Below are 22,742 nucleotides of genomic sequence, written 5' to 3'. Positions count from 1 at the left end.
AATTATGACCGATGCCTTGCATGTACCCGGAGCACAGGCACCTACTATCCGTATTGTGACATTCTTCTTTCGCTCCATGAAAACTGCCCGCCTCCAGTCCTGCGCCCGGAGGACCAACTGATGCCCTACATCTGCCTGCTGCTCTCCGGTGCTGCCCTCCTGGTCAACGGGCTAAGTATGCTGGGGTTCCTTCCACAACGGGACTCCGGAGTCTTCAGCCTCCTGGTCGGCTGCGTCCAACTGGTGCTCGGCGTCGCCTACCTGTCCGCGGGCAACGGCGCAGAGCCGTTGACGGCCGCCGGAATGTTCCTGTTCGGCACCACCTACGCCTATGTGGGGCTGGACGTCCTGCTGGATCTTGGCTCGAAAGGCCTCGGGTGGTTCTGCGGGATGGTGGGAGCCGTGGGACTCCTCCTCGCGGCAGCATGGGTCGGCACCGACCCGCTGCTCGGCGTACTGTGGCTGTGCTGGTCCGTGCTGTGGGCGCTGTTTTTTGCCTCCATGGCCCTGGGCATTAGCCGGCTGGATCCGTTTATCGGCTGGAGCCTCGTGTTGACCAGCCAGGTGACTGCGAGCGTGCCGGCATTCCTGGGCATGACCGGGCTGTGGCCATCCGGGAGCGGGGCGGCGGGGCTGGCGGCGGTGGCCCTGGTTGCCTTATTTGTGCTGGCGCACGGACTGGCCCGCCGGGGGCCTGCTGCTCCCCGCCGGGCCAGTGGAAAAATGGCTCCCGGTCCTGCCGGGAAAAGGTCGCACTAAAGGGTGGGGTTGCCGGCAGTGGCGGTTCCGTGGCCGAGGCTGGCGGCGGCATGCCGGCGCTGGACCTGCCCTTCAACCAGCACACCGGCCACGTAGACGATGGGGACAGCCACCAACAGGGCCACCGCCGTTTCCGTGCTGCCGCCGATCAGCGATGTGAAGTTGCTGACCACCAGGAACAGGATCCAGGCCAGCAAAAGGGCGGCAAGCGACGGAGCCACCAGGGTTTGCCATCGCTGGCCTCCGGCCGGCTCCCTCCGGAAGAACCCGACGACGGCCACAGAGCAGAGGATGTAAAGCACCAGCAGTGCTGCCACGGCAAGTCCGCTGAACCAGGAGAAAAGGCTCAGCACCGGATCCAGGCCGAGCAAGGCGAATGGGGCAACGAGGACGACGGCGGCGCCGGTCTGGATCCAGGCAGCCACGGCGGGTGCCCTGTGGCGGTTGGTCCTGGCCACGACTGCAGGCATGGAACCGTTCAGGGCCAGCGAGTGGAGGTAGCGGTTGATGCCGTTGTGGAAGGCGATAATGCCGGCCAGCAGCGAGGTGACCAGCAGGACGCCGGCAACCACACCCGCCCAGGGACCGAAGAGTTCCACCATGGGCCCCAGGACAAAGACGGTGGCGTCCCCGGATTCGAGGGCGGCGCCCGCTGCATCCATGACCCGCGACGGGCCGTAGTAGCTGACCAGCATCCAGGAGATGAAGGAGAAAAACACTGCGATGACACCTACGGACAGATAGGTGGCCCGTGCAACGGTACGGTGCGGGTCCTTGGCCTCCGCGGAGTAGATGGCGGTGGATTCGAAGCCGAACATGGACGCCACGGCGAACATGATGGCGACTCCTGGGGCTCCGGCGCCAATGGCTTCGGGCGAGAAGGATGCCGCAAGGCTCAGGCCTTCCGGTCCCCCGCCCCGAAACAGCACGGTGATGCCGAACAGCAGCAGCACAATGACTTCCAGGCCCACCAGCAGGGCCAGGATCCGGGCGCCGAGTTCGATGTTCAGCGAACCCAGCACCTGCACGCCGGCCATGGTGGCCAGGGCCAGCAGCCACCACGGGACCTCCAGGCCCACGGAGGCCAGCAATCCCGAGAACACGGCCCCGTACAGCCCGTACATCGCGGCCTGGACCGTGTTGTACGCAAGCAGCGCAAGCCAGGCGGCACCGGCCCCGGTCTTCCTGCCAAACGCGGCGGTCACGTAGGCGTAGAAGGCGCCGTTGGCCTGGATCCTGCGGCTCATGGCCACAAAACCCACCGCGAAGATGACGATGATGATGCCCACGATGAGGTAGGCGCCCGGTGCGCCGGCACCATTGCCGAGCGCTGCGGCGAGCGGTGAGGCGCCTACAATGCCCGTCAGCGGCGCCTGTGCCGAGAGGACGAAGAAAAGGATGCCCAGCACGCCGATGCTGCCGGCACGGAGGGCAGTGGAATGCTCGTTGACCGGAGCGTCAGTGGTCCGGGACTCGGAACTGGAAATACTCATTGAATCCTTCTTAGCGGTCATGAGTGGGGGGAATGTCTGTGGAATCCAGCTTGGCAAAGGACTTCCGCAGCGCTTTGTCCTGCAGCGATCAGTTATTGTCGGTCAGCGCAGCGCCGCGCGGACGAGCCAGCAGGGAAGCAGCCTCAAGCGAGGCCTCCATGCCGCTTTCAATGGCGCCGTCAATGAATCCGCCCCATCCGTTGGCGATGTCGGAGCCCGCAAACAGGACGTTGCCGTGAACCGCCTGGAGGGCGGCCAGGGAGGTGGAAAGGAACCCCGTGCGGTGCACCGGGCGCACTGCTTAACGCACGATGCCCCTGCCTGGCGCCGGTGGGCGCCAGGCAGGGGCATGATGGGCTTAGCCCATCAGGCCGTTGCGGCCGGCGGTGCTTGCTGTGCTGTACCGTTACCGGAGCACCACGGTCCTGTTCCCCTGCAGGATGACCCTTCCTTCGCAGTGCCAGCGGACCGCATTGGAGAGCGCCTTGCATTCCGTATCGCGGCCTGCGGCCACCAGATCCTCGGGACCGTGCGTGTGGTCGACCTCCACCACCTGCTGGGCGATGATGGGTCCCTCGTCCAGCTCAGCGTTGACGTAGTGCGCCGTGGCGCCCACCGTCTTGACCCCGCGGGCATAGGCCTGGTGGTAGGGCTTGGCACCCTTGAAGCTGGGCAGGAACGAGTGGTGGATGTTGATGGCCCGGCCGTCCAGCTTGCGGGTCAGCTCGTCGCTGAGGACCTGCATGTAGCGGGCAAGCACCACCAGTTCAACGTCGAGCCCGTCCACCAGGTCCATGAGCCGGGCTTCAGCCTCAGGCTTGGTGGCAGCCGTGACCGGGATGTGGTGGAACGGGATGCCGTGCCACTCAACCAGCGCCTGGTGGTCCCGGTGGTTGGACACCACGGCCACGACGTCCACCGGCAGCTCGCCGATCCGTGCCCGGAACAGCAGGTCGTTCAGGCAGTGGCCGAACTTGGACACCATAATCAGCACCCGGCGCTTGGAGCCCTGGCGCTCCAGCTGCCACCGCATGCCGAACTTTTCGGCCACGGGGGCAAACGAGTCCCGCAGGACCTGCAGCGTGGAGTCGTCCCCCTCGGAGACGAAATGCACGCGCATGAAGAAGTGGCTCTCGGACCGCTCACCAAACTGCTTGTTGTCGATGATGTCGCAGCCGTGTTCCAGCAGGAAACCGGAGACGGCGTGCACGATGCCCGGCCCTTCCGGGCAGTCGAGGGTGAGGACGTGCTCCACGCTGGTGCGCGCGTGGGGAGCAGGGGTATTGGTTTCAGTGGCAGTCATGGCTCAGCACTCGATCACATTCACGGCGAGTCCTCCTCGGGAGGTTTCCTTGTACTTGGTTTTCATGTCGGCTCCTGTGTCGCGCATAGTCTTGATGGCCTTGTCCAGCGAGACCTTGTGGCTGCCGTCCCCGTGCAGGGCCAGCCGGGCCGCGTTGATGGCCTTGACGCTGGCGATGGCATTCCGCTCGATGCACGGGATCTGCACCAGCCCGCCCACGGGATCGCAGGTCAGGCCCAGGTTGTGCTCGATACCCACCTCTGCGGCGTTTTCCACCTGGGCGGGCGTTCCGCCCAGCACCTCGCAGAGGCCGGCGGCGGCCATGGAGCAGGCCGAGCCCACCTCGCCCTGGCAGCCAACCTCGGCGCCGGAAATAGAGGCATTCGTCTTGAAAAGGATTCCGACGGCGGCCGCCGCCAGCAGGAAGCGGACCACGCCGTCGTCGTCGGCTCCCGGAACAAACTTCACGTAGTAGTGCAGCACGGCGGGCACGATTCCGGCCGCTCCGTTGGTGGGGGCGGTGACGATGCGCCCGCCCGCGGCGTTCTCCTCATTCACGGCGAGGGCGAACAGGTTCACCCACTCCATGGCCAGCAGCGGGTCCGCCGGTGCCTGGACGGGCGACGGCGTTGCTGCCGCGGCTTCCGCGCTGGCGGCGGACGCCGTCAGGGTGCGGTATAGGGCGGGCGCGCGGCGGGGCACCTTCAGCCCGCCGGGCAAGATGCCCTCGGCGTTGCAGCCGTTCTCCACGCATTCGCGCATGACGGCCCACAGCCCCAGCAGCTTTTCCCGGAGCTCGGCCTCGGTGTGCCAAGTCAGCTCGTTGGCGAGCATGACGTCGGAGATGGACATGTTTTCGCGGCTGCAAATCTCCAGCAGTTCGTCCGCGGTGCTGAACTGGTAGGGCAGGACGGTGTCATCCGCCACCACCTTGTCCGCCCCCTCGGCGTCACCGTCCACCACGAAGCCGCCCCCAATTGAATAGAAGCTCCGCTCGCTCAGCACCGACCCGTGATGGTCCAGCGCCCGGAAGGTCATACCGTTGGGGTGGGCCGGAAGGGACTTGCGCCGGTGCAGCACCACGTCCTCGTCCCAGTTGAAGTCCACCCGGTGGGTGCCGGCGATGTGGAGTTCAGCGTCCAGGGCGGCCGCCGCCACTTGGTCATCGGCCGTGAAGGTGTTCACGGTTTCCGGTTCCAGGCCCTGCAGCCCCAGGACAACGGCCTTGTCCGAGCCGTGCCCGCGCCCGGTGGCACCGAGTGAACCGAACAGTTCCGACTGGACCCGGACGGTGGAGCTGAGGTGCCCGTCAGCCTTCAAGCCGTCGGCGAACTGCTTCGCCGCCCGCATCGGGCCCACCGTGTGTGACGACGAGGGCCCGATGCCGACGGAAAACAGGTCAAGGACGCTGAGCGCCATCAGGGGACCTCGGGTGAGGCATACTCCCGCATGGCGTCCAGGAGCCAGCGGCCCAGGAATTCAGCGAAGGACGCCCGGGGGAAGATCCGGTAGGACTCCTCGCCCGTCTTCCACAGGATCGTGGGAATGTTCGCAATCTCGGTGGAGTAGGCGGTCCCGGCCTTGAACTCCCGGGGGTGCAGGTCCAGCGAGCAGCCCTTCTCGAGGACGGCCCGCGCCCGGGGGCCGGTCAATTCGAAGGTGGTCCGGTTGGCGGAGAGGTCCACCACCTGGCCCTGGCCGTCGGCCAGGGCGTCCTGCAGGGCCTGGATCAGGTCGCCGCCCAGGGACTCGTGCGCCTCGGTGGGGGCAACCACCAGGAACTCTGCAGGTCCCAGCCAGAGGACCGAGATATCGCCGTTGGCCACAACGCCGCCACACTGCGCGGGCAGGCCGCCGGTGACCGAAGCGAGCCGCTGCCCGGCGTCGGAGCCGGCGTCAGCCCGGAGTCCCACCAGCGTGAGGAAGGGCCGCTCGGACAGTTCCACCGTGCCCGCCAGCGAGCCGGCCGTGAAGGCGTCCCGCAGCTGTGCTGCCGGGCTGATGCGGACGGAGAGGTTCTTTTCCGCGGAGCTCTGGGCGGGGGATGCTGCTGTTTCAGCCATCTTTACGGGTCCCTTCTGAGTCAAAAAGCACTGTTTCTGCCACAACCACGTCCACCAGCTGGTCGCCGGCGGCGGCCACCAGGGTTTCGCCGATGCGGTTGCGGCCGTTCTTGATCAGGGCCAGGCCGAACGACCGGCCCAGTGCTGCGCTGTGGTAGCTGGAGGTGACGAAGCCCTCCATGGGCACGGGCCCGTAGGCCGGGTTGGTGGAGCGGCCCTTTTCCACCAGCTGGGTGCCTTCGGGCAGCCGCAGCGTGCCGTCCACCGGCAGGACGCTGACCAGGTGCTTGCGGTCTTCGCGCTGCTGGTCCACCCTGGAGTAGGACCGCTTGCCGATGAAGTCCTTGGCCTTGGAGACGATCCATTCCATGCCCGCGTCCTGCGGCGTGACGGTGCCGTCGGTGTCCTGCCCCACGATGGGGTAGCCCTTCTCGGCGCGCAGCACGTGCATGGTCTCGGTGCCGTACGGGGTGATGTTGAACTCGGCACCCGCAGCGGCCACCGCTTCCCAGGTGTTGAGCCCGTACCAGGTGGGAACGTTGATTTCATAGGCCAGTTCACCGGAGAAGGAGATCCGGCAGATCCGGGCACGGACGCCGGAGGCGAGGGTGGTTTCCCGGAAGGTCATAAACGGGAAAGCCTCGGTCTCCAGGCCGCCGGCGGCGGCAAGTTCCGGTGCCAGCTTCGCGATCACGGCGCGGGATTTGGGCCCGACGACGGCGATGGTGCTCCACTGTTCGGTCACCGAGGTGCAGTGCACGTCCAGTTCCGGCCATTCGGTCTGCAGCCACTCCTCCAGCCAGTCCAGCACCTTGGCGGCGCCGCCGGTGGTGGTGGTCATGAAGTAGCGGTCCTCGTCGAGGCGGAGCGTGACGCCGTCGTCGAAGATCATGCCGTCCGGCGTGCACATGACGCCGTACCGTGCCGAACCCGGGGCCAGCTTCTTGAACGCGTTGGTGTAGACGCGGTTGAGGAACTCGCCCGCGTCCTTGCCGCGGATCTCGATCTTGCCCAGCGTGGTGGCGTCCATAAAGCCCACGGAATCACGGACGGCGGCGCACTCGCGCAGCACGGCAGCGTCCATGTCCTCGCCCGGCTGCGGGTAGTACCAGGGCCGCTTCCACTGTCCCACGTCCTCGAACAGGGCGCCCTTGGCCACGTGCCACGGGTGGATGGACGTGATGCGGGCGGGGTCGAAGAGCTCGCCGCGCTGGCGGCCGGCCAGTGCAGAGAAGGCCACCGGGGTGAACGGTGCCCGGTACGTGGTGGTGCCGATGTCGCCGATGCCGCGTGATGCTTCGCCGGCCGTGCGGAGTGCCGCGGCGATGACGCCGATGGCGTTGACGCCGGAGGTCTTGCCCTGGTCGTTGGCGGTGCTGATGGAGGTGTAGCGCTTCACGTGTTCAACGGAGCGCATGCCGGCTCCGGTGGAGCGCAGGACGTCGGCCACGGACTGGTCGCGCTGGAAGTCCACGAAGTGGTGGTGCCAGTCGTCCGGGGTACCGTTCTCCCCCGGCACCAGCCACAGCTGGCGGGTGGGGGCGGCAGCCTTCGGCTCACCGAGCGGGGACGGCTCGACGGCGGAGCTGAAACCGGCGGCGATGGCTGCGGATGCACCCGCGGAAATACCTTCGGTGACGCAGTCTCCGGTAGCGAAGGAGCCGCGGCCGGAGCCGATGGTCTGCTGGTTGGGTACCACGGTGCTCGGCACGAACGCGGCGAGGTCCTCGTCCCAGCGCAGCTTGCCCTGGCGCTGGGAGTGCAGGTGCACCAGCGGGCTCCAGCCGCCGGACACGGCCAGCAGGTCACAGGCCATCTGCTCGACGCCCGAGGTGAGCTCGCCGTCGTCGTTGATGCTGCGGACGGTGACGCCATTCAGGCGGCCATCCGCATCTGCCGACGTGTTGGCAACGGCACTGCCGATCAGCACCCGGGTGCCTGCCTCGACGGCAGCGGCTGCCGCCGGCGAAACCTGCGGTCGGGCATCCACAACGGCGGCGACCTTGACACCGGCATCCTGGAGGTCGGCGGCCAGGGCGTAGGCGCTGTCATTGGTGGTGCTGATGACCACGCGCTGGCCGGCGGCGACCGCGTAGCGGTTCAGGTAGCTGCGGACTGCCGAGGCGAGCATGATGCCCGGGCGGTCGTTGTTCTCGAACACCAGCGGACGCTCGTGGGCACCGGGTGCCAGGACAACCTGCTTGGCACGGATGTGCCAAATCCGCTGCCGGGACACGCCGGGGGCGGCGGGGCTGGAGAGGTGGTCGGTGCGGTTCTGCACGGCAATGACGTAGTTGGCGTCATACGCGCCGAACGCCGTGGTGCGGTTCAGGACAGTGGATTCCGCGCCGGAGACCAGTTCGGCCTCCACGTCTGCGACCCACTCCAGTGCGGGCTTGCCTTCGATGGTCTCGGCACGCTCCGGCGAAGTGGAGCCGGACAGCAGCGAGCCGCCCAGCTCGGGCTGGTCGTCCAGGAGCATGACGCGGGCGCCGGTGCGGACGGCTTCGCGGGCCGCGGCCAGGCCGGCGGGGCCGCCGCCAATAACCAGGACGTCGGTGTGGACGTACTTCTTGTCGTACTCGGCGCGGTCCTCGTCAGGATCCAGCCGGCCCAGTCCGTTCAGCAGTTCGGCCTTCAGGCCGTCCACCAGGGAAACGGTGGTGGCGGGCAGCATGGACTCAGCCACGTGGCCCGGGAAGCGGGCAGCGATCTTGACGAGGGCGTTGGGTTCCTCCACGCCGGCGGCCAGAATGCCGCGGGGACGGTCCTCGTAGAGGGAGCTACCGACGGCGACGCGGCCGTTGGCGAGCAGCGCCGAGGCGAGCGTGTCCCCCGGGTGGCCCGTGTATTCCTCACCGTCGACGGTGAAACGCCAGGAGATGGTGCGGTCGATGCGGCCGCCGGTTGCGAGGCGGGCGTTCTGGGAAGTCACTGGGCTGCTCCTTCCGGGGCTGCAGGGGTGGCGTGGGAAATGCTTGTGCCTGAGGTGTCGGGCGCGGCTGTCCCGGTAGTGGTGCTGTCGGCGGCTGTGCTGGCAGTGCCGGATTCCGCGGTCTGCTTTCCGGCCAGGTCCGGCCGGAGCGTGCCCATGGGGTAGATGGCCTTGATGTCATAGCTCACGGTGTCCCGGAGCATGTTGAACCATTGGCGGCAGCCGGTGCTGTGCACCCACCGCTCCGCGAAGGTGCCCTTGGGGTTCTCGCGGTAGAAGAGGTACCGGGACCACTCCACGTCGTTCAGTTCGTTCGGGTTTTCGGGGTACGCCACGTGGGCCTGGCCGCCGTAGTGGAATTCGGTTTCATCCCGGGGGCCGCAGTTGGGGCATGGAATCAGCAACATGTGCGTTGTCTTTCTGTGGTGGCAGCGGCTAGTGGGCCACGGCGGCGGCGCCGTGTTCGTCGATGAGTGCGCCGGTTTCGAAGCGCTCCAGGGAGAACGGCTGGTTCAGCTTGTGCGGGACGCCGGTAGCGATGGTGTGGGCGAAGGTCATTCCGGCGGCCGGAGTTCCCTTGAACCCGCCGGTGCCCCAGCCGCAGTTCACGAACATGTTGTCCACCGGCGTGGTGCCCACGATCGGGGAGGCGTCCAGCGTGGTGTCCACGATTCCGCCCCAGGTCCGGAGCACGTGGGCCCGGGCGAAGATGGGGAAGAGTTCGACGGCGGCGGCCATCTGCTGCTCGATCACGTGGAAGGAGCCGCGCTGGCCGTAGCCGTTGTAGGAGTCAATGCCGGCGCCCATGACCAGTTCGCCCTTGTGCGCCTGGGAGACGTAGACGTGGACGTGGTTGGACATGACCACGGTGGGGTGGACCGGCTCGTGGAGCTCGGACACCAGGGCCTGCAGCGGGTGGGACTGGATGGGGAGCTGGAAGCCGGCCATTTCGGCCAGGACCGAGCTGTGCCCGGCGGCGCAGAGGCCCACCTTTTCGGTGTTGATGGTGCCGCGGGTGGTCTTGACGCCCACCACCTTGTTGCCGTCCTTCAGGAAGCCGGTGACTTCGCAGTTCTGGATGATGTCCACGCCCATTTCGTCACACTTGCGGGCGAAGGCCCAGGCGACGTGGTCGTGCTTGGCGATGCCTGCGCGCGGCTGGTAGGTGGCGCCCATGACGGGGTAGCGGATGTTGTCGCTGATGTTCAGGATGGGGCAGAGTTCCTTGACCTGCTGCGGGTCCAGCCATTCAGCGTCCACGCCGTTGAGCTTGTTGGCGCCCACCCGGCGCATGCTTTCGCGCACGTCGCCCAGGGTGTGGGCCAGGTTCATCACGCCGCGCTGGCTAAAGAGGAAGTCGTACTCGAGCTCCTCCGGCAGGATTTCCCACAGCTTGAGGGCGTGCTCGTAGATGGCGGCGCTCTCGTCCCAGAGGTAGTTGGACCGGATGATGGTGGTGTTCCGGGCCATGTTGCCGCCGGCCAGCCAGCCCTTTTCGAGGACGGCGATGTTGGTCATGCCGTGGTTCTTCGCGAGGAAGTATGCGGTGGCCAGGCCGTGCCCGCCGCCGCCCACTACCACCGCGTCATAGGAGGATTTGGGCTCCGGGTTCCGCCAGAGGAAGTCCGGGTGCTCCGGAAGCTGGTGCGTGCTCACTGGGCGGCTCCAATCAGGTCTGCCTCGGCGGCGGCCAGGGCGGCGTCGTCGTTGAGGTGCGGGTAGAGGGGGAACTTGTCGGCGAGGGCGGTGACGCGGCTGCGGAGTTCGCTGGCGGTGTCCTCGGCCAGGGTGCCGGTGCCGGCTGCGGCGATGAGAGCCGTGGCGATGATGTCCGCGACTTCGGTGAACTCGGCGGCGCCGAAGCCGCGGGCGGCCAGGGCCGGAGTGCCGATGCGCAGTCCGGAAGAAACCATCGGCGGGCGGGGGTCGAACGGGACAGCGTTGCGGTTGACGGTGATGCCGATCCGGTGCAGCGCGTCCTCGCCCTGCTGGCCGTCGAGTTCGGAGTTGCGCAGGTCCACGAGGACCAGGTGGACATCGGTTCCGCCGTTGACCACGGAGATGCCGGCGGCCCCGACGTCGGACTGCAGCAGGCGCTCGGCGATCAGCTTGGCGCCGTGCAGGACGCGCTCCTGGCGTTCCTTGAATTCAGGGGCGGCGGCCAGCTTGAAGGCCACGGCCTTGGCAGCGATGACGTGCTCCAGGGGTCCGCCCTGCTGGCCCGGGAATACGGCGCTGTTGATCTTCTTGGCGTACTCCTCCTTGGCCATGATGACGCCGCCGCGGGGTCCGCCCAGGGTCTTGTGGGTGGTGGTGGTGACGATGTCCGCGTAGGGGACGGGGTTGGGGTGCAGTCCTGCAGCCACCAGGCCGGCGAAGTGGGCCATGTCCACCATCAGGTAGGCACCCACGAGGTCGGCGATGCGGCGGAACTCGGCGAAGTCCAGCTGGCGGGAGTAGGCGGACCAGCCGGCCACGATCAGTTTGGGCTTGTGTTCCAGGGCCAGGCGCTCCACTTCGGCCATGTCCACGCGGAGGTCTGACTCGCGGACGTGGTACGGGACCACGTTGTAGAGCTTGCCGGAGAAGTTGATCTTCATGCCGTGGGTCAGGTGGCCGCCGTGGGCCAGGGAGAGGCCCAGGATGGTGTCGCCCGGGTTCAGCAGGGCGAACATGGCGGCAGCGTTGGCCTGCGCGCCGGAGTGCGGCTGCACGTTGGCGAATTCGGCACCGAACAAAGCCTTGACGCGGTCGATGGCGAGCTGCTCGATGACGTCCACGTGCTCGCAGCCGCCGTAGTAGCGCTTCCCGGGGTAGCCCTCGGCGTACTTGTTGGTCAGGACCGAGCCCTGGGCTTCCATCACGGCGGACGGAGCAAAGTTCTCCGAGGCGATCATCTCGAGGGTGGACTGCTGCCGCTCCAGCTCCTTTGCTACGGCGGCAGCAACATCAGCGTCAACCTGGGCCAGTGAGGCGTTCAGTACGTTCTGCATGGTTCTCCTTGAAAGCGCTTGGAGTTGTTGATCTATTACTGATCTGCAACTGATATATTAGAACTGACGCAATAGTATGTTGCACATCACGCACGAGTCAATAGCAAGCCGGGGAGCCCCTTATGAGCCTGACACTCGAGAACCACCTGACCGCCGGCGGTGACCTCTCCTTGGCCGAACGGGCCTACCGGCATCTTCGGGACCGGCTCATCATGCTTGACATCCGCCCCGGTGATCCCATCAACGACGGGAAGCTCGCAGCAGAGATGGGCATCGGGCGAACCCCCGTGCGGGAAGCCCTGAAGCGCCTCGAAAGCGACCACCTTGTGGTCTCCTACCCGCGGCGCGGGACGTTCGCCACCATCGTGGACATCACCGAACTCGCCGACGTCTCGGAACTCCGGGAATCCCTGGAGCCGCTGGCCGCGAGGCGCGCCGCCAAGCTCGCCACTCCCGCCTTGCGGACCGAGCTGCGGGAGACGGCTGCCGCGATCGCGAGGATGGGCACCACGGACAGCCCGTACGACCTCATGCGGTACGACATCAAGGTCCACCGGCTCATCTACCGCGCGGCGGGCAATGCCCACCTGGAGGATGTGCTGATCCGCTACGACAACCTGGCCACCCGAATCTGGTGCATGGTTCTTGAGAAAGTGCCCGCCGTGGCAGAGCACGTCTCAGAGCACGCCGAGCTGCTGGAGGCGATCGCCGACGGCGACGCGGAGCGGGCGGGCAAGCTGGCCCTCGAACACGTCACCAGCTTCGAACACGCCATCCGCAGCGTGCTTTAGGCGCGGCGGGGCTTACTTGCCCAGGGGCTCAAGCCGTTTGCGCAGGAGGCAGAACTCATTTCCTTCCGGGTCGGCAAGGACGTGCCACGGTTCGTCGCCGGTCTGCCCGACGTCGGCAGGACGGGCTCCGAGGGCAAGCAGCCGTTCCAGCTCGGCGTCCTGGTCCCGGTCCACGGGGTTGACGTCGATGTGCAAAGGGAGCCGTCCGGTCCGCGGACCGCTGCTGGGACTCAGGATGATGGTGGGCTGCAAACCGCCAAAGCCGGCGCCGGGCGGGCCGATCTCGATGGCACCGTCCTCACGGTCGAGTTCGACGTAGCCAAGGACCCCGCACCAGAACCGTGCAAGTTCTTCGGGGTCGGAGCAGTTCAGGACCAGTTCGCTGATACGGCAGGACATGAAGCCCACTGTAGGAGAACTTGGCTGCCCGAAGAACCCCACTCCCAGGAGACGCCCGGCGGAAAAGTCATGTACCGCCGTCGGACACTCCTTCCAGGGGGTGACGTGGAATACTTCCGTAGTGGTGTTGCCGGAACCGCCGGCGGACGTTGGAAGGGGCCGCGCGAATGCAGGAAACCGCCAAGGTGGACGAAGCTCGGATGGAGCATGTGCTGGCAGCACTGTCCCGTGAACGGGGCAACGGGCTGGTCCCGGATCCGGCATTCGGCCAGCGCCTGGACCAGTACCTGCCGGTCTTGGCCGATCTCTTCGGCTCCCTCTACGATTCCCGTCCGGACTGGCAGGACCAGTTAGCAGCACTCGTTGTGCAATGCGCCCGGTCCTGGCAGGAGCGGCCGGCGGAATTAAAGGCCCTGGACTCCCAACGCGAAGGCGACAGCGGCTGGTTCCAGGCCAACACCATGCTGGGCGGCGTCTGCTACGTGGACCGCTACGCGGAGAGCCTGGAGGGGGTGCGCGCCAGGATCCCCTACTTCAAGGAGCTGGGCCTCACCTACCTCCACCTCATGCCGCTGTTCCTGGCACCCGAGCCGCACTCCGATGGCGGCTACGCGGTGTCCAGCTACCGTCAGGTCAACCCGAAGCTGGGAACCATGGAGCAGTTGCGCTCCCTGGCGGCCGAACTCCGGAGCAACGGGATCAGCCTGGTGGTGGACTTCATCTTCAACCACACCTCGGACGAGCACGAGTGGGCCCGCAAAGCGGCCGCCGGCGACCCCGAATACAGCGGCTACTACTGGATTTACCCGGACCGGACCATGCCGGACGCCTTCGAGCAGAACGTGCGTGAGATCTTCCCGGAGAACCACCCCGGCTCCTTCATCCAGATGGCGGACGGCCGGTGGGTCTGGGCAACCTTCCACACCTACCAATGGGACCTGAACTACTCCAACCCCGATGTTTTCCGTGCAATGGCCGGCGAGATGCTGTTCCTGGCCAACCAGGGCGTGGAAATCCTCCGCATGGACGCCGTGGCCTTCATCTGGAAACAGCTGGGCACCTCCTGCGAAAGCCGGCCGGAGGCACACACCCTCCTGCGGGCCTTCAATGCAGTATGCCGGCTGGCGGCGCCATCACTGCTGTTCAAGTCCGAGGCCATCGTGCATCCGGACGAGGTGGCGCTTTACATCGACCCCGCCGAATGCCAAATCTCCTACAACCCGCTGCAAATGGCGCTCATCTGGGAATCCCTCGCCACCCGCGACGCCTCGCTCCTGGCACAGGCCCTGAAGCGGCGGCACAACATCCCGGCAGGCACCTCATGGGTCAACTATGTACGCAGCCATGACGACATCGGCTGGACCTTCGCGGACGAGGACGCGGCCGAGCTGGGCATCAACGGCTTCGAGCACCGCCGCTTCCTGAACTCCTTCTACGTCAACCGGTTCCCCGGCAGCTTCGCCCGCGGCGTACCCTTCCAGGACAACCCGCGCACCGGCGACTGCCGCATATCAGGCACGACGGCGTCGCTGTGCGGCATGGAGGTGAACCCGGCTGAGGCGGTGGAACGGATTCTCCTGGCCCATTCGGTTGCCTTCAGCACCGGCGGCATCCCTCTTCTGTACCTGGGCGACGAGGTGGGCCAGGTCAACGATTACCGCTACGCGGAGGAACCGGGCCACGAGGAGGACAGCCGCTGGGTGCACCGGCCACACTACCCTGCGGAACAGTACGCCCGCCGCAACGACCCCTCCACGCCGGAAGGCGCCGTGTACGCCGGGCTGAAGCGGATGATCGAGCTCCGCGGCGCTGCCCCTGAACTCGCCGGCACGAAGCTTCTCGATTTCGAGACCCACAACCGGGGCGTCCTGGCGTACCAGCGGCCGGCAGGTGAGTCGGACGGCGGCGAAACGCGGATCCTGGCCCTCGCCAACTTCAGCGACTCCGCCCAGTCCCTGCCCGCGGAAACCTTCGGCGGGTTCCTGCCCGCCGCCGTCGACCTTCTCTCGGAAGCGAAACTGCGCCTGGACGAAGGCGTGACGCTGGTCCCCCGCCAATACCTCTGGTTGCGCGTCACCCCCGCCTGACCGCCCTCCCCAACTAGGTCGCAGCAGATGTCGTTTTCAGCGCTCAAAACGACATCAGCTGCTACTTAGTTGGGCGGGAGGGCACCGGCCGTGAAACCATACGGATCATGCCCCAGAAGATTGCGTACCAGGGTGAGCCCGGCGCCAACTCCAATATTGCCTGCAAGCAAATGTTCCCCGAGATGGAGAGCGTGCCGTGCGCCAGCTTTGAAGACGCCTTCGAACTGGTGGCCGGCGGCGAGGCCGACCTGGCCATGATCCCCATCGAGAACTCCATCGCGGGCCGCGTAGCGGACATCCATATCCTGCTGCCGCAGTCCAACCTGCAGATAGTGGGCGAATACTTCCTGCCCATCCACTTCGACCTGCTGGGCATCCCGGGCAGCACCATCGAGGATGCCACCGAGGTTCACAGCCACATCCATGCCCTGGGCCAGTGCCGCCGCCTGATCCGCGAGGCCAAACTGAAGCCGGTCATCGCCGGCGATACGGCGGGATCAGCCCGGGAAGTGAGCGAGTGGAACGATCCCCGCAAGCTGTCCCTTGCTCCCCCGCTGGCAGCCCAGATCTACGGCCTGGAAGTGCTCGCGTCGCGGGTGGAGGACGATCCGTCCAACACCACCCGCTTCGTGGTCCTGGCCCGCGAGAAAGAACTGCCGGCCCGGGACAAACTTTCCGGACCGGCAGTCACCAGCTTTGTGTTCCGCGTGCGCAACGTCCCCTCTGCCCTGTACAAGGCGCTGGGCGGTTTCGCCACCAACGGCGTGAACATGACACGGCTTGAGAGCTACATGGTGGGCAATGAATTCGCCGCCACCATGTTCATGGCGGACGTCGAAGGCCACCCCGAGGACCTGCCGTTGAAGCTGGCCCTCGAGGAACTGGACTTCTTCACCACCGAGGTGCGGATCCTCGGCGTCTACGCCGCCGCTGACTACCGGACGGCTCAGACCGCGGCTGCATGACGCGGCTTCCGGGCGGGCAGGAGCGGGGCAAAGAATGCGCCCAGCTCCGCCGTTGCCGTCAGCGGCAGCACGTTGGCAACGTACTGGTCGGGACGGACCACCACCACAACGCCGTTGCGGTCCAGCCCGCGCAGGTCGAAGATGTCCGCGTTGGAATCGGTGGCGTAGACCTTTTCGTAGTCCGTGAGCTTGAACGGCCCCACCTGCGGCTTGAACACTGCCGGAACCGCGCCGATGTCGATCGCCGTGTGCGGCTGCTGGTAAATCACCTTCACGTCGAACCAGGCATCGGGATCGGCGTCTGCCGGGGTGGCGGCAAGCGGAGACTCGGGCGAGACGGTGAACCACTCGGCGAGCTTGTCAGTTGCGGAACCAGTCCCGGGGAGGGCGGGATCGGCGAAGACGTAGATCCGCCAGCGGCCGTCTGCCGTCGTGTGGTGGCCCAGGTGCAGGGGGTTGGTGTCGCCTACCCGCACCACAGGGGCGGATTTGAAGCGCTTGCCCACGGTAAAACCTGAGGCCAGGTCCTGATGGTCGTCACCGCCCACCAGCATGGACGGGGCGTACTGGGTCATGAAACCGGCCGGGAACTCGGCGGTGCGGACGTAGAAATCCTCCAACTCCGAGGGGTCATCAAACTCCTCGGGCTTCTTGGCCATCATGGCTGACCACTGTTTGTCGAAGTCGATCAGGTTCTTCGCCACCACCTGGCGCTCCGCCGAGTAGGTGGACAGCAGGCTTTCCGGGCTGCGGCCCTCCAGGACATGCCCCAGTTTCCAGGCGATGTTGAAGCCATCCTGCATGGACACATTCATGCCCTGTCCCGCTTTGGCGCTGTGCGTATGGCAGGCGTCCCCTGTGATGAAGACTCGCGGGGTGCGGGTGCCGCGGTCCTCCGGCAGGACGTCGTCGAACCGGTCCGTGAGCCGGTGGCCCACCTCGTACACGCTGTGCCACGCCACGTTCCGGACATCCAGCGTGTAGGGGTGCAGGATGGCATTCGCCTTGGCGATGATCTGCTCGATGCTGGTGTTGCGTACGGCGTGGTGCGTGCTGGGATCCACCTCGCCCAGGTCCACATACATGCGGAACAGGTGGCCGCCTTCGCGCGGGATCAGCAGGATGCTGCCCTCGGCACCCTGGATGGCGCACTTGGTCCGGATGTCCGGAAAGTCAGTGACGGCGAGCGCGTCCATGACGCCCCACGCGTGGTTCGCCTGGTCCCCGGCGAGGGTGCAGCCGATGGCCTGACGTACCTTGCTTCTGGCCCCGTCGGCCCCCACCACGTATTTGGCGCGGATGATGCGTTCCTTGCCCTCGTGCGGACCGGCAGTGTGGAGCAGCGTCACGGCAACCGGGTATTCGCCCTCGTCCTCAACCTCCAGGCCTTGGAATTCGTAGCCATAGTCCGGGGTCATGCGGGTGGGTGCGTTCGCCATGTACTCCGCGAAGTAGTCCAGCACGCGTGCTTGGTTCACGATGAGGTGGGGGAACTCGCTAATACCGGTGGGGTCGTCCGTTGTGCGGGCGGTTCGAATGATGCGCATGTGGTTGGTGGGGTCTGGCTTCCAGAACGCCATTTCGGTGATCCGGTAAGCCTCGGCGATGATGCGCTCGGCGAAGCCGAATGCCTGGAAGGTTTCCACACTGCGGGCCTGGATGCCGTCGGCCTGGCCGATTGCGAGCCGCCCGGGGCGCCGCTCGATGATGCGAGTGGTGACGTTGGGGAACCGGGAGAGCTGCGCGGCCGCGAGCATGCCTGCAGGGCCCGTGCCGACGATCAGCACATCCATCTGGTCCGGAAGGTCCTGGGGGCGGTCAATGCCGACGCCGGCGGCCGGCTGGATGCGGGGGTCACCTGATACGTAACCGTGGTGGTGAAACTGCACGGGAATTCCTCACTTCATCGTGGGTTATTTTGTTCTATATCAGAACAACAGGTTCGATAATTGAAATATCTCGGCTTGGCATCAACTGTACGCCGGATGTGATGCGGGCGACAAGCCCTGGCAGCGGGCCCGAAATACTGCGGAAAGTGCGGGGTTGACGAAGGTCACCAAGTGGGCGATAGTGATCGTATACGATTTCATACTTCATGAGGAGAAGGTGTTGGAGGAGCTCAACGAGGAGACATTGGCGTCCGCCCGCAAGGTGATTGCGGTGCACATCAACTACCCCAGCCGTGCTGCCCAGCGCGGCCGCACGCCCGCCCAGCCGTCCTATTTCCTGAAGCCCTCCAGCTCCCTGGCGCTGTCCGGCGGCCGGGTGGAGCGCCCTACCGGCTGCGAGCTGCTCGGCTATGAAGGCGAGATCGCCCTGGTCATCGGCAAGGCCGCCCGCCGTGTCAGTATCGACGACGCCTGGAGCCACGTGGCCGCCGTCACCGCCAGCAACGACCTCGGGGTTTACGACCTGCGCTGGGCGGACAAGGGTTCCAACCTCCGCTCCAAGGGCGGCGACGGCTTCACTCCGGTGGGCCCGGCACTCATCCCGGCAGACGCGGTCGACCCCGCAAACCTGCGCATCCGCACCTGGCACAACGGTGAGCTGGTCCAGGACGACACCACCGGAGACCTGCTCTTCCCGTTCGCCCGGCTGGTGGCGGACCTTTCCCAACTGCTCACCCTCGAAGAGGGCGACATTATCCTCACGGGCACCCCTGCCGGCGCCTCCGTGGCACAGCCCGGCGACGTGCTGGAAGTGGAGGTGTCCGCGGGTGACCTGACGACTGGCCGCCTGGTCACCCGGGTGGAGGAAGGCACGACGCCGTTCGCGGACTTTGGTGCCGGGCCCAAGGTTGATGACCTGCAGCGGGAGGAGGCGTACGGATCCCGCGAGGCCGCCGGCCTGCCCGCCGTCGGACCTGCCCTGTCCCCTGAGCTGAAGGCCAAGCTCGAAAGCGTGGCCACCGCAACCCTCTCCTCCCAGATGCGCAAGCGCGGACTGAACAACGTGAGCATCGACGGCCTTCAGGCCACCCGCCCCGACCGCCGTGTGGTGGGGCTGGCCCGCACCCTGCGCTACGTCCCCAACCGGGAAGACCTCTTCAAGACCCACGGCGGCGGATTCAACGCCCAAAAGCGTGCCATCGACTCCGTCAACGAGGGCGAAATCCTGGTCATGGAGGCCCGTGGCGAAAAGGGCACCGGCACCGTGGGTGACATCCTGGCCCTCCGCGCCCAGGTCCGCGGCGCCGCGGCCATCATCACCGACGGCGGCGTCCGCGACTACACCGCCGTCGCCGGCCTGGACATGCCCACCTACTTCGCCAACCCGCACCCGGCCGTGCTGGGCCGCCGCCACATCCCCTGGGACACGGACATCACCATCGCCTGCGGCGGCGCTACCGTCCAGCCAGGCGACATCATCGTGGCCGACTCCGACGGCATCCTGGTCATCCCGCCGGCCATCGCCGAAGAACTCGTCGAGGACTGCATCCGGCAGGAAAAGGAGGAAGCCTTCATCTTCGAGATGGTCAAGCAGGGCAACAGCGTGGACGGCCTTTACCCGATGAACGCAGAATGGCAGGCCAAATACAAGGAATGGGAAGCAGGCACGGCAAATGACTGAAACGACCCTTCCTGACCTTTCCATCGCAACACCTGCCGGCAGCAAGTCCGAGCAGGCCTACCAGGCCGTCAAGGCGCGGATCGTGGAAGGCACCTACACCCCCGGCTACCGGCTGGTGCTGGGTACCATCGCCAAGGACCTCGGCTTCAGTGTGGTTCCGGTCCGGGAAGCCATCCGCCGGCTTGAGGCGGAGGGTTTGGTGACGTTTGAACGCAACGTGGGCGCGACCGTCGCCGGGATCGACCCCACCGAATACCTCTACACCATGCAGACGCTCAGCATCGTGGAAGGTGCCGCCACCGCTCTGTCCGCACCGCTGATCGACCCGGCGGCCATTGCCCGGGCCCGCGCTGTGAACGAGGAAATGCGCGAATGCCTTGAGCACTTTAATCCCGTCCGGTTCACCCAGCTCAACCAGGACTTCCACAGCGTCCTGTTCGAGCACTGCCCCAACCCGCACATCCTGGACCTGGTGCACCGGGGCTGGAACAGGCTGGCAGCATTGCGGTCCTCCACGTTCCGCTTTGTTCCCGGCCGGGCCCGGGAATCGGTCGAAGAGCACGAGGCACTCCTCCAGCTGATCGAAGCGGGTGCCGACGCTGACGCCATCGAGAAAGCTGCCCGGCTTCACCGCTCCGCCACCCTGGACGCCTACCTCGCCCAGGCCAAAACCATCTGACACTCCCCCACCCGTTCAGAAGCAGTAAGGAAACAACAATGACGTTCACTGCCCCGGAAACCAGCACCCATTACGTGCCCCAGGACCTTCCCACCCATATCCAGCACTACATCAACGGCCAGTTCGTTGACTCCGTGGGCGGGGCGACCTTCGACGTCCTGGACCCGGTGTCCAACCGGAACTATGCCACCGCAGCGGCGGGCCAGAAGGAGGACATCGACCTCGCCGTCGCCGCCGCCCGCGAAGCATTCACCAACGGACCCTGGCCGAAGATGAAGCCCCGCGAACGCGCCCGGATCCTGAACAGGATCGCCGACGCGGTCGAGGCGCAGGAAGCCCGGCTCGCCGAACTCGAAACCTTCGACACCGGCCTGCCCATCACCCAGGCCAAGGGCCAGGCCCTCCGCGCCGCGGAGAACTTCCGCTTCTTCGCGGACCTGATCGTGGCCCAGTTCGACGATGCCATGAAGGTGCCGGGCTCGCAGATCAACTACGTGAACCGCAAGCCCATCGGCGTCGCGGGCCTGATCACGCCGTGGAACACCCCGTTCATGCTCGAGTCCTGGAAACTCGCCCCGGCCCTGGCCACCGGCAACACCGTGGTCCTCAAGCCGGCCGAGTTCACCCCCCTCTCGGCCTCGTTGTGGGCCACCATCTTCAAGGACGCCGGCCTCCCGGACGGCGTTTTCAACCTTGTCAATGGCCTGGGCGAGGAAGCCGGCGACGCGCTGGTCAAGCACCCGGATGTCCCGCTGATCTCTTTCACCGGCGAGACGACCACCGGCCAGACGATCTTCCGGAACGCGGCTGAGAACCTCAAGGGCCTGTCCATGGAGCTCGGCGGCAAGTCCCCCTGCGTGGTGTTCGCCGACGCCGACCTGGACGCCGCGATCGATTCGGCCCTGTTCGGTGTCTTCTCCCTCAACGGTGAACGCTGCACCGCCGGCTCCCGCATCCTGGTGGAGCGCGCCATCTATGACGAGTTCTGCGAGAAGTACGCCGCCCGCGCAAAGAACATCGTGGTGGGTGACCCGCACGACCCCAAGACCCAGGTGGGCGCCCTGGTCCACCCCGAGCACTACGAAAAGGTGGCCTCCTACGTGGAGGTCGGCAAGTCCGAAGGCCGGCTGCTGGCCGGTGGCGGACGGCCCGACCACCTCCCGGAGGGCAACTACATCGCACCCACCGTGTTCGCCGACGTCGCGCCCGACGCCCGGATCTTCCAGGAGGAGATCTTCGGGCCGGTCGTCGCGATCACCCCGTTCGAAAACGACGACGAGGCCCTCGCCCTGGCCAACAACACCAGGTACGGCCTCGCAGCCTACATCTGGACCCAGAACCTTACCCGCGCGCACAACTTCTCCCAGAACGTGGAGGCCGGCATGGTGTGGCTGAACAGCCACAACGTCCGCGACCTGCGCACCCCGTTCGGCGGCGTCAAGGCCTCCGGCCTGGGCCACGAGGGCGGCTACCGATCCATCGATTTCTACACCGACCAGCAGGCCGTGCACATCACCCTCGGCACCGTCCACACCCCCAAGTTCGGCAGCATCGAAGACTCGGCCGCCAACGAGGGCTAAGAGCCACTCCCCTTACCTGCTCAAAGAAGAGAGACCATCATGACAAACTTCGTTCCCACCCCTTCTGTTCCGGCACCGGACATCGTCCGCTGCGCCTACATGGAGATCGTGGTCACCGACCTCGCAAAATCCCGCGAGTTCTATGTCGACGTCCTGGGCCTGCACGTCACCGAGGAAGACGAGAACAACATCTACCTCCGCCCGCTGGAGGAGTTCATCCACCACAACCTGGTGCTGCGCAAGGGACCCATCGCCGCCGTCGCCGCCTTCGCCTACCGGGTGAAGTCCCCCGCCGAGGTAGATGCCGCCGAGGCCTACTACAAGGAACTGGGCTGCCGGACCGAGCGCCGAAAGGAGGGCTTCACCAAGGGCATCGGTGACTCCGTCCGCGTCGAGGACCCGCTGGGCTTCCCCTACGAATTCTTCTACGAGGTGGAGCACGTGGAGCGCCTCACCCAGCGCTATGACCTGTACTCCGCCGGGGAACTGGTCCGCCTGGACCACTTCAACCAGGTCACCCCCGACGTGCCCCGCGGCCGCGCCTACCTGGAGGACCTCGGCTTCCGCGTCTCCGAAGACATCAAGGATTCCGACGGCGTCACCTACGCCGCCTGGATGCACCGCAAGCAGACCGTCCACGACACCGCCCTCACCGGCGGCAACGGCCCCCGCATGCACCACGTCGCCTTCGCCACCCACGAAAAGCACAACATCATCCAGATCTGCGACAAGATGGGCGCCCTGCGGATCAGCGACCGGATCGAACGCGGCCCCGGCCGGCACGGCGTGTCCAACGCGTTCTACCTTTACATCCTGGACCCCGACGGCCACCGCATCGAGATCTACACCCAGGACTACTACACCGGCGACCCCGACAACCCCACCATCACCTGGGACGTCCACGACAACCAGCGCCGCGACTGGTGGGGCAACCCCGTGGTCCCGTCCTGGTACACCGAGGCCTCACTGGTCCTGGACCTTGACGGCAACCCCCAGCCGGTCATCGAACGCGAGGAAAAGTCCGAGATGGCGGTCACCGTCGGCGCCGACGGCTTCTCCTACACCCGCAAGGACGATTCCTCCGACACAGACCGGACGGGTTTCAAGCTGGGGGCGCAGCTGTAG

The 22,742-nt window shown here is 66.3% G+C and carries 19 protein-coding genes; 8 read left to right on the top strand and 11 right to left on the bottom strand.

Annotated features, from left to right (window positions below; all coding sequences use genetic code 11):
* The first annotated feature begins 120 nt into the window (after positions 1–120).
* Entirely contained in the window at positions 121–759 is a 639-nt protein-coding gene (locus tag AC5RUU_RS12745; protein ID WP_493975568.1) for an AmiS/UreI family transporter, read from the top strand.
* Here AC5RUU_RS12745 and AC5RUU_RS12740 read toward each other — a convergent pair.
* From AC5RUU_RS12740 to glyA, 9 genes are all read right to left on the bottom strand, one after another.
* Positions 756–2,252, bottom strand: a complete 1,497-nt coding sequence (locus AC5RUU_RS12740; RefSeq protein WP_493975567.1) for an APC family permease — start codon at positions 2,250–2,252, stop codon at positions 756–758. The two genes, AC5RUU_RS12745 and AC5RUU_RS12740, sit on opposite strands and share 4 nt — an antisense overlap.
* 88 nt (positions 2,253–2,340) lie before the next feature.
* Positions 2,341–2,541 (bottom strand): FAD-dependent oxidoreductase, encoded by a 201-nt coding sequence (locus AC5RUU_RS12735; protein WP_493975566.1) that lies wholly within the window; start codon positions 2,539–2,541, stop codon positions 2,341–2,343.
* Between the two features lie 117 nt (positions 2,542–2,658).
* Positions 2,659–3,555, bottom strand: coding sequence for a formyltetrahydrofolate deformylase (gene purU / locus AC5RUU_RS12730; protein ID WP_493975565.1), 897 nt, complete (start codon positions 3,553–3,555; stop codon positions 2,659–2,661).
* A gap of 3 nt (positions 3,556–3,558) precedes the next feature.
* Complete coding sequence (locus tag AC5RUU_RS12725) at positions 3,559–4,974, bottom strand: L-serine ammonia-lyase (RefSeq protein WP_493975564.1); 1,416 nt, start codon at positions 4,972–4,974, stop codon at positions 3,559–3,561.
* Positions 4,974–5,618 carry a sarcosine oxidase subunit gamma gene (locus AC5RUU_RS12720; RefSeq protein ID WP_493975563.1) on the bottom strand — a complete coding sequence of 215 codons (645 nt, stop codon included), beginning with the start codon at positions 5,616–5,618 and terminating at the stop codon, positions 4,974–4,976. The genes AC5RUU_RS12725 and AC5RUU_RS12720 overlap by 1 nt, the downstream gene beginning before the upstream one ends.
* Positions 5,611–8,553 carry a sarcosine oxidase subunit alpha family protein gene (locus AC5RUU_RS12715; RefSeq protein WP_493975562.1) on the bottom strand — a complete coding sequence of 981 codons (2,943 nt, stop codon included), beginning with the start codon at positions 8,551–8,553 and terminating at the stop codon, positions 5,611–5,613. Before AC5RUU_RS12715 ends, AC5RUU_RS12720 begins: the two co-directional genes overlap by 8 nt.
* Complete coding sequence (locus AC5RUU_RS12710) at positions 8,550–8,960, bottom strand: sarcosine oxidase subunit delta (RefSeq protein ID WP_493975561.1); 411 nt, start codon at positions 8,958–8,960, stop codon at positions 8,550–8,552. The genes AC5RUU_RS12715 and AC5RUU_RS12710 overlap by 4 nt, the downstream gene beginning before the upstream one ends.
* A gap of 28 nt (positions 8,961–8,988) precedes the next feature.
* Complete coding sequence (locus tag AC5RUU_RS12705; protein WP_493975560.1) at positions 8,989–10,209, bottom strand: sarcosine oxidase subunit beta family protein; 1,221 nt, start codon at positions 10,207–10,209, stop codon at positions 8,989–8,991.
* Complete coding sequence (glyA, locus tag AC5RUU_RS12700) at positions 10,206–11,546, bottom strand: serine hydroxymethyltransferase (RefSeq protein WP_493975559.1); 1,341 nt, start codon at positions 11,544–11,546, stop codon at positions 10,206–10,208. The genes AC5RUU_RS12705 and glyA overlap by 4 nt, the downstream gene beginning before the upstream one ends.
* Before the next feature lie 122 nt (positions 11,547–11,668).
* Here glyA and AC5RUU_RS12695 point away from each other — a divergent pair, with 122 nt between their 5' ends.
* Entirely contained in the window at positions 11,669–12,337 is a 669-nt protein-coding gene (locus AC5RUU_RS12695; protein ID WP_493975558.1) for a GntR family transcriptional regulator, read from the top strand.
* A 12-nt stretch (positions 12,338–12,349) separates the two neighbouring features.
* On the opposite strand, the gene AC5RUU_RS12690 is transcribed toward AC5RUU_RS12695, so the two are convergent.
* Entirely contained in the window at positions 12,350–12,736 is a 387-nt protein-coding gene (locus AC5RUU_RS12690; protein ID WP_493975557.1) for a VOC family protein, read from the bottom strand.
* Between the two features lie 167 nt (positions 12,737–12,903).
* Here AC5RUU_RS12690 and AC5RUU_RS12685 point away from each other — a divergent pair, with 167 nt between their 5' ends.
* Both AC5RUU_RS12685 and AC5RUU_RS12680 read left to right on the top strand, forming a co-directional pair.
* Positions 12,904–14,823, top strand: coding sequence for an amylosucrase (locus tag AC5RUU_RS12685; protein ID WP_493975556.1), 1,920 nt, complete (start codon positions 12,904–12,906; stop codon positions 14,821–14,823).
* 107 nt (positions 14,824–14,930) lie between these two features.
* Entirely contained in the window at positions 14,931–15,788 is an 858-nt protein-coding gene (locus AC5RUU_RS12680; RefSeq protein WP_493975555.1) for a prephenate dehydratase, read from the top strand.
* On the opposite strand, the gene AC5RUU_RS12675 is transcribed toward AC5RUU_RS12680, so the two are convergent.
* Positions 15,770–17,677 carry an FAD-binding monooxygenase gene (locus AC5RUU_RS12675; protein WP_493975554.1) on the bottom strand — a complete coding sequence of 636 codons (1,908 nt, stop codon included), beginning with the start codon at positions 17,675–17,677 and terminating at the stop codon, positions 15,770–15,772. The genes AC5RUU_RS12680 and AC5RUU_RS12675 overlap by 19 nt on opposite strands.
* A 220-nt stretch (positions 17,678–17,897) precedes the next feature.
* On the opposite strand from AC5RUU_RS12675, the gene AC5RUU_RS12670 reads away from it, so the two are divergent.
* From AC5RUU_RS12670 to hpaD, 4 genes are read left to right on the top strand one after another with little or no spacing between them, the layout of a single operon-like run.
* A complete protein-coding gene (locus AC5RUU_RS12670; RefSeq protein ID WP_493975704.1) occupies positions 17,898–19,358 on the top strand; it encodes a fumarylacetoacetate hydrolase family protein in 1,461 nt (486 codons plus the stop codon).
* A complete protein-coding gene (locus AC5RUU_RS12665) occupies positions 19,351–20,037 on the top strand; it encodes a GntR family transcriptional regulator (protein WP_493975553.1) in 687 nt (228 codons plus the stop codon). Before AC5RUU_RS12670 ends, AC5RUU_RS12665 begins: the two co-directional genes overlap by 8 nt.
* A 38-nt stretch (positions 20,038–20,075) precedes the next feature.
* Positions 20,076–21,617, top strand: a complete 1,542-nt coding sequence (hpaE, locus tag AC5RUU_RS12660) for a 5-carboxymethyl-2-hydroxymuconate semialdehyde dehydrogenase (RefSeq protein WP_493975552.1) — start codon at positions 20,076–20,078, stop codon at positions 21,615–21,617.
* Between the two features lie 39 nt (positions 21,618–21,656).
* Complete coding sequence (hpaD, locus tag AC5RUU_RS12655) at positions 21,657–22,742, top strand: 3,4-dihydroxyphenylacetate 2,3-dioxygenase (RefSeq protein ID WP_493975551.1); 1,086 nt, start codon at positions 21,657–21,659, stop codon at positions 22,740–22,742.

It is taken from the genome of Arthrobacter sp. K4-10C (assembly GCF_059090085.1).
This window is presented reverse-complemented; position numbering and strand designations above follow the sequence as displayed.

Coding starts and splice junctions, on each gene's coding strand:
- AC5RUU_RS12725 (WP_493975564.1), bottom strand. CDS start 4,974: ATGGCGCTCAGCGTCCTTGACCTGTTTTCCGTCGGCATCGGGCCCTCG.
- purU (WP_493975565.1), bottom strand. CDS start 3,555: ATGACTGCCACTGAAACCAATACCCCTGCTCCCCACGCGCGCACCAGC.
- hpaD (WP_493975551.1), top strand. CDS start 21,657: ATGACAAACTTCGTTCCCACCCCTTCTGTTCCGGCACCGGACATCGTC.
- AC5RUU_RS12720 (WP_493975563.1), bottom strand. CDS start 5,618: ATGGCTGAAACAGCAGCATCCCCCGCCCAGAGCTCCGCGGAAAAGAAC.
- AC5RUU_RS12695 (WP_493975558.1), top strand. CDS start 11,669: ATGAGCCTGACACTCGAGAACCACCTGACCGCCGGCGGTGACCTCTCC.
- AC5RUU_RS12745 (WP_493975568.1), top strand. CDS start 121: ATGCCCTACATCTGCCTGCTGCTCTCCGGTGCTGCCCTCCTGGTCAAC.
- AC5RUU_RS12680 (WP_493975555.1), top strand. CDS start 14,931: ATGCCCCAGAAGATTGCGTACCAGGGTGAGCCCGGCGCCAACTCCAAT.
- AC5RUU_RS12665 (WP_493975553.1), top strand. CDS start 19,351: ATGACTGAAACGACCCTTCCTGACCTTTCCATCGCAACACCTGCCGGC.
- AC5RUU_RS12710 (WP_493975561.1), bottom strand. CDS start 8,960: ATGTTGCTGATTCCATGCCCCAACTGCGGCCCCCGGGATGAAACCGAA.
- AC5RUU_RS12690 (WP_493975557.1), bottom strand. CDS start 12,736: ATGTCCTGCCGTATCAGCGAACTGGTCCTGAACTGCTCCGACCCCGAA.
- glyA (WP_493975559.1), bottom strand. CDS start 11,546: ATGCAGAACGTACTGAACGCCTCACTGGCCCAGGTTGACGCTGATGTT.
- AC5RUU_RS12685 (WP_493975556.1), top strand. CDS start 12,904: ATGCAGGAAACCGCCAAGGTGGACGAAGCTCGGATGGAGCATGTGCTG.
- hpaE (WP_493975552.1), top strand. CDS start 20,076: ATGACGTTCACTGCCCCGGAAACCAGCACCCATTACGTGCCCCAGGAC.
- AC5RUU_RS12740 (WP_493975567.1), bottom strand. CDS start 2,252: ATGAGTATTTCCAGTTCCGAGTCCCGGACCACTGACGCTCCGGTCAAC.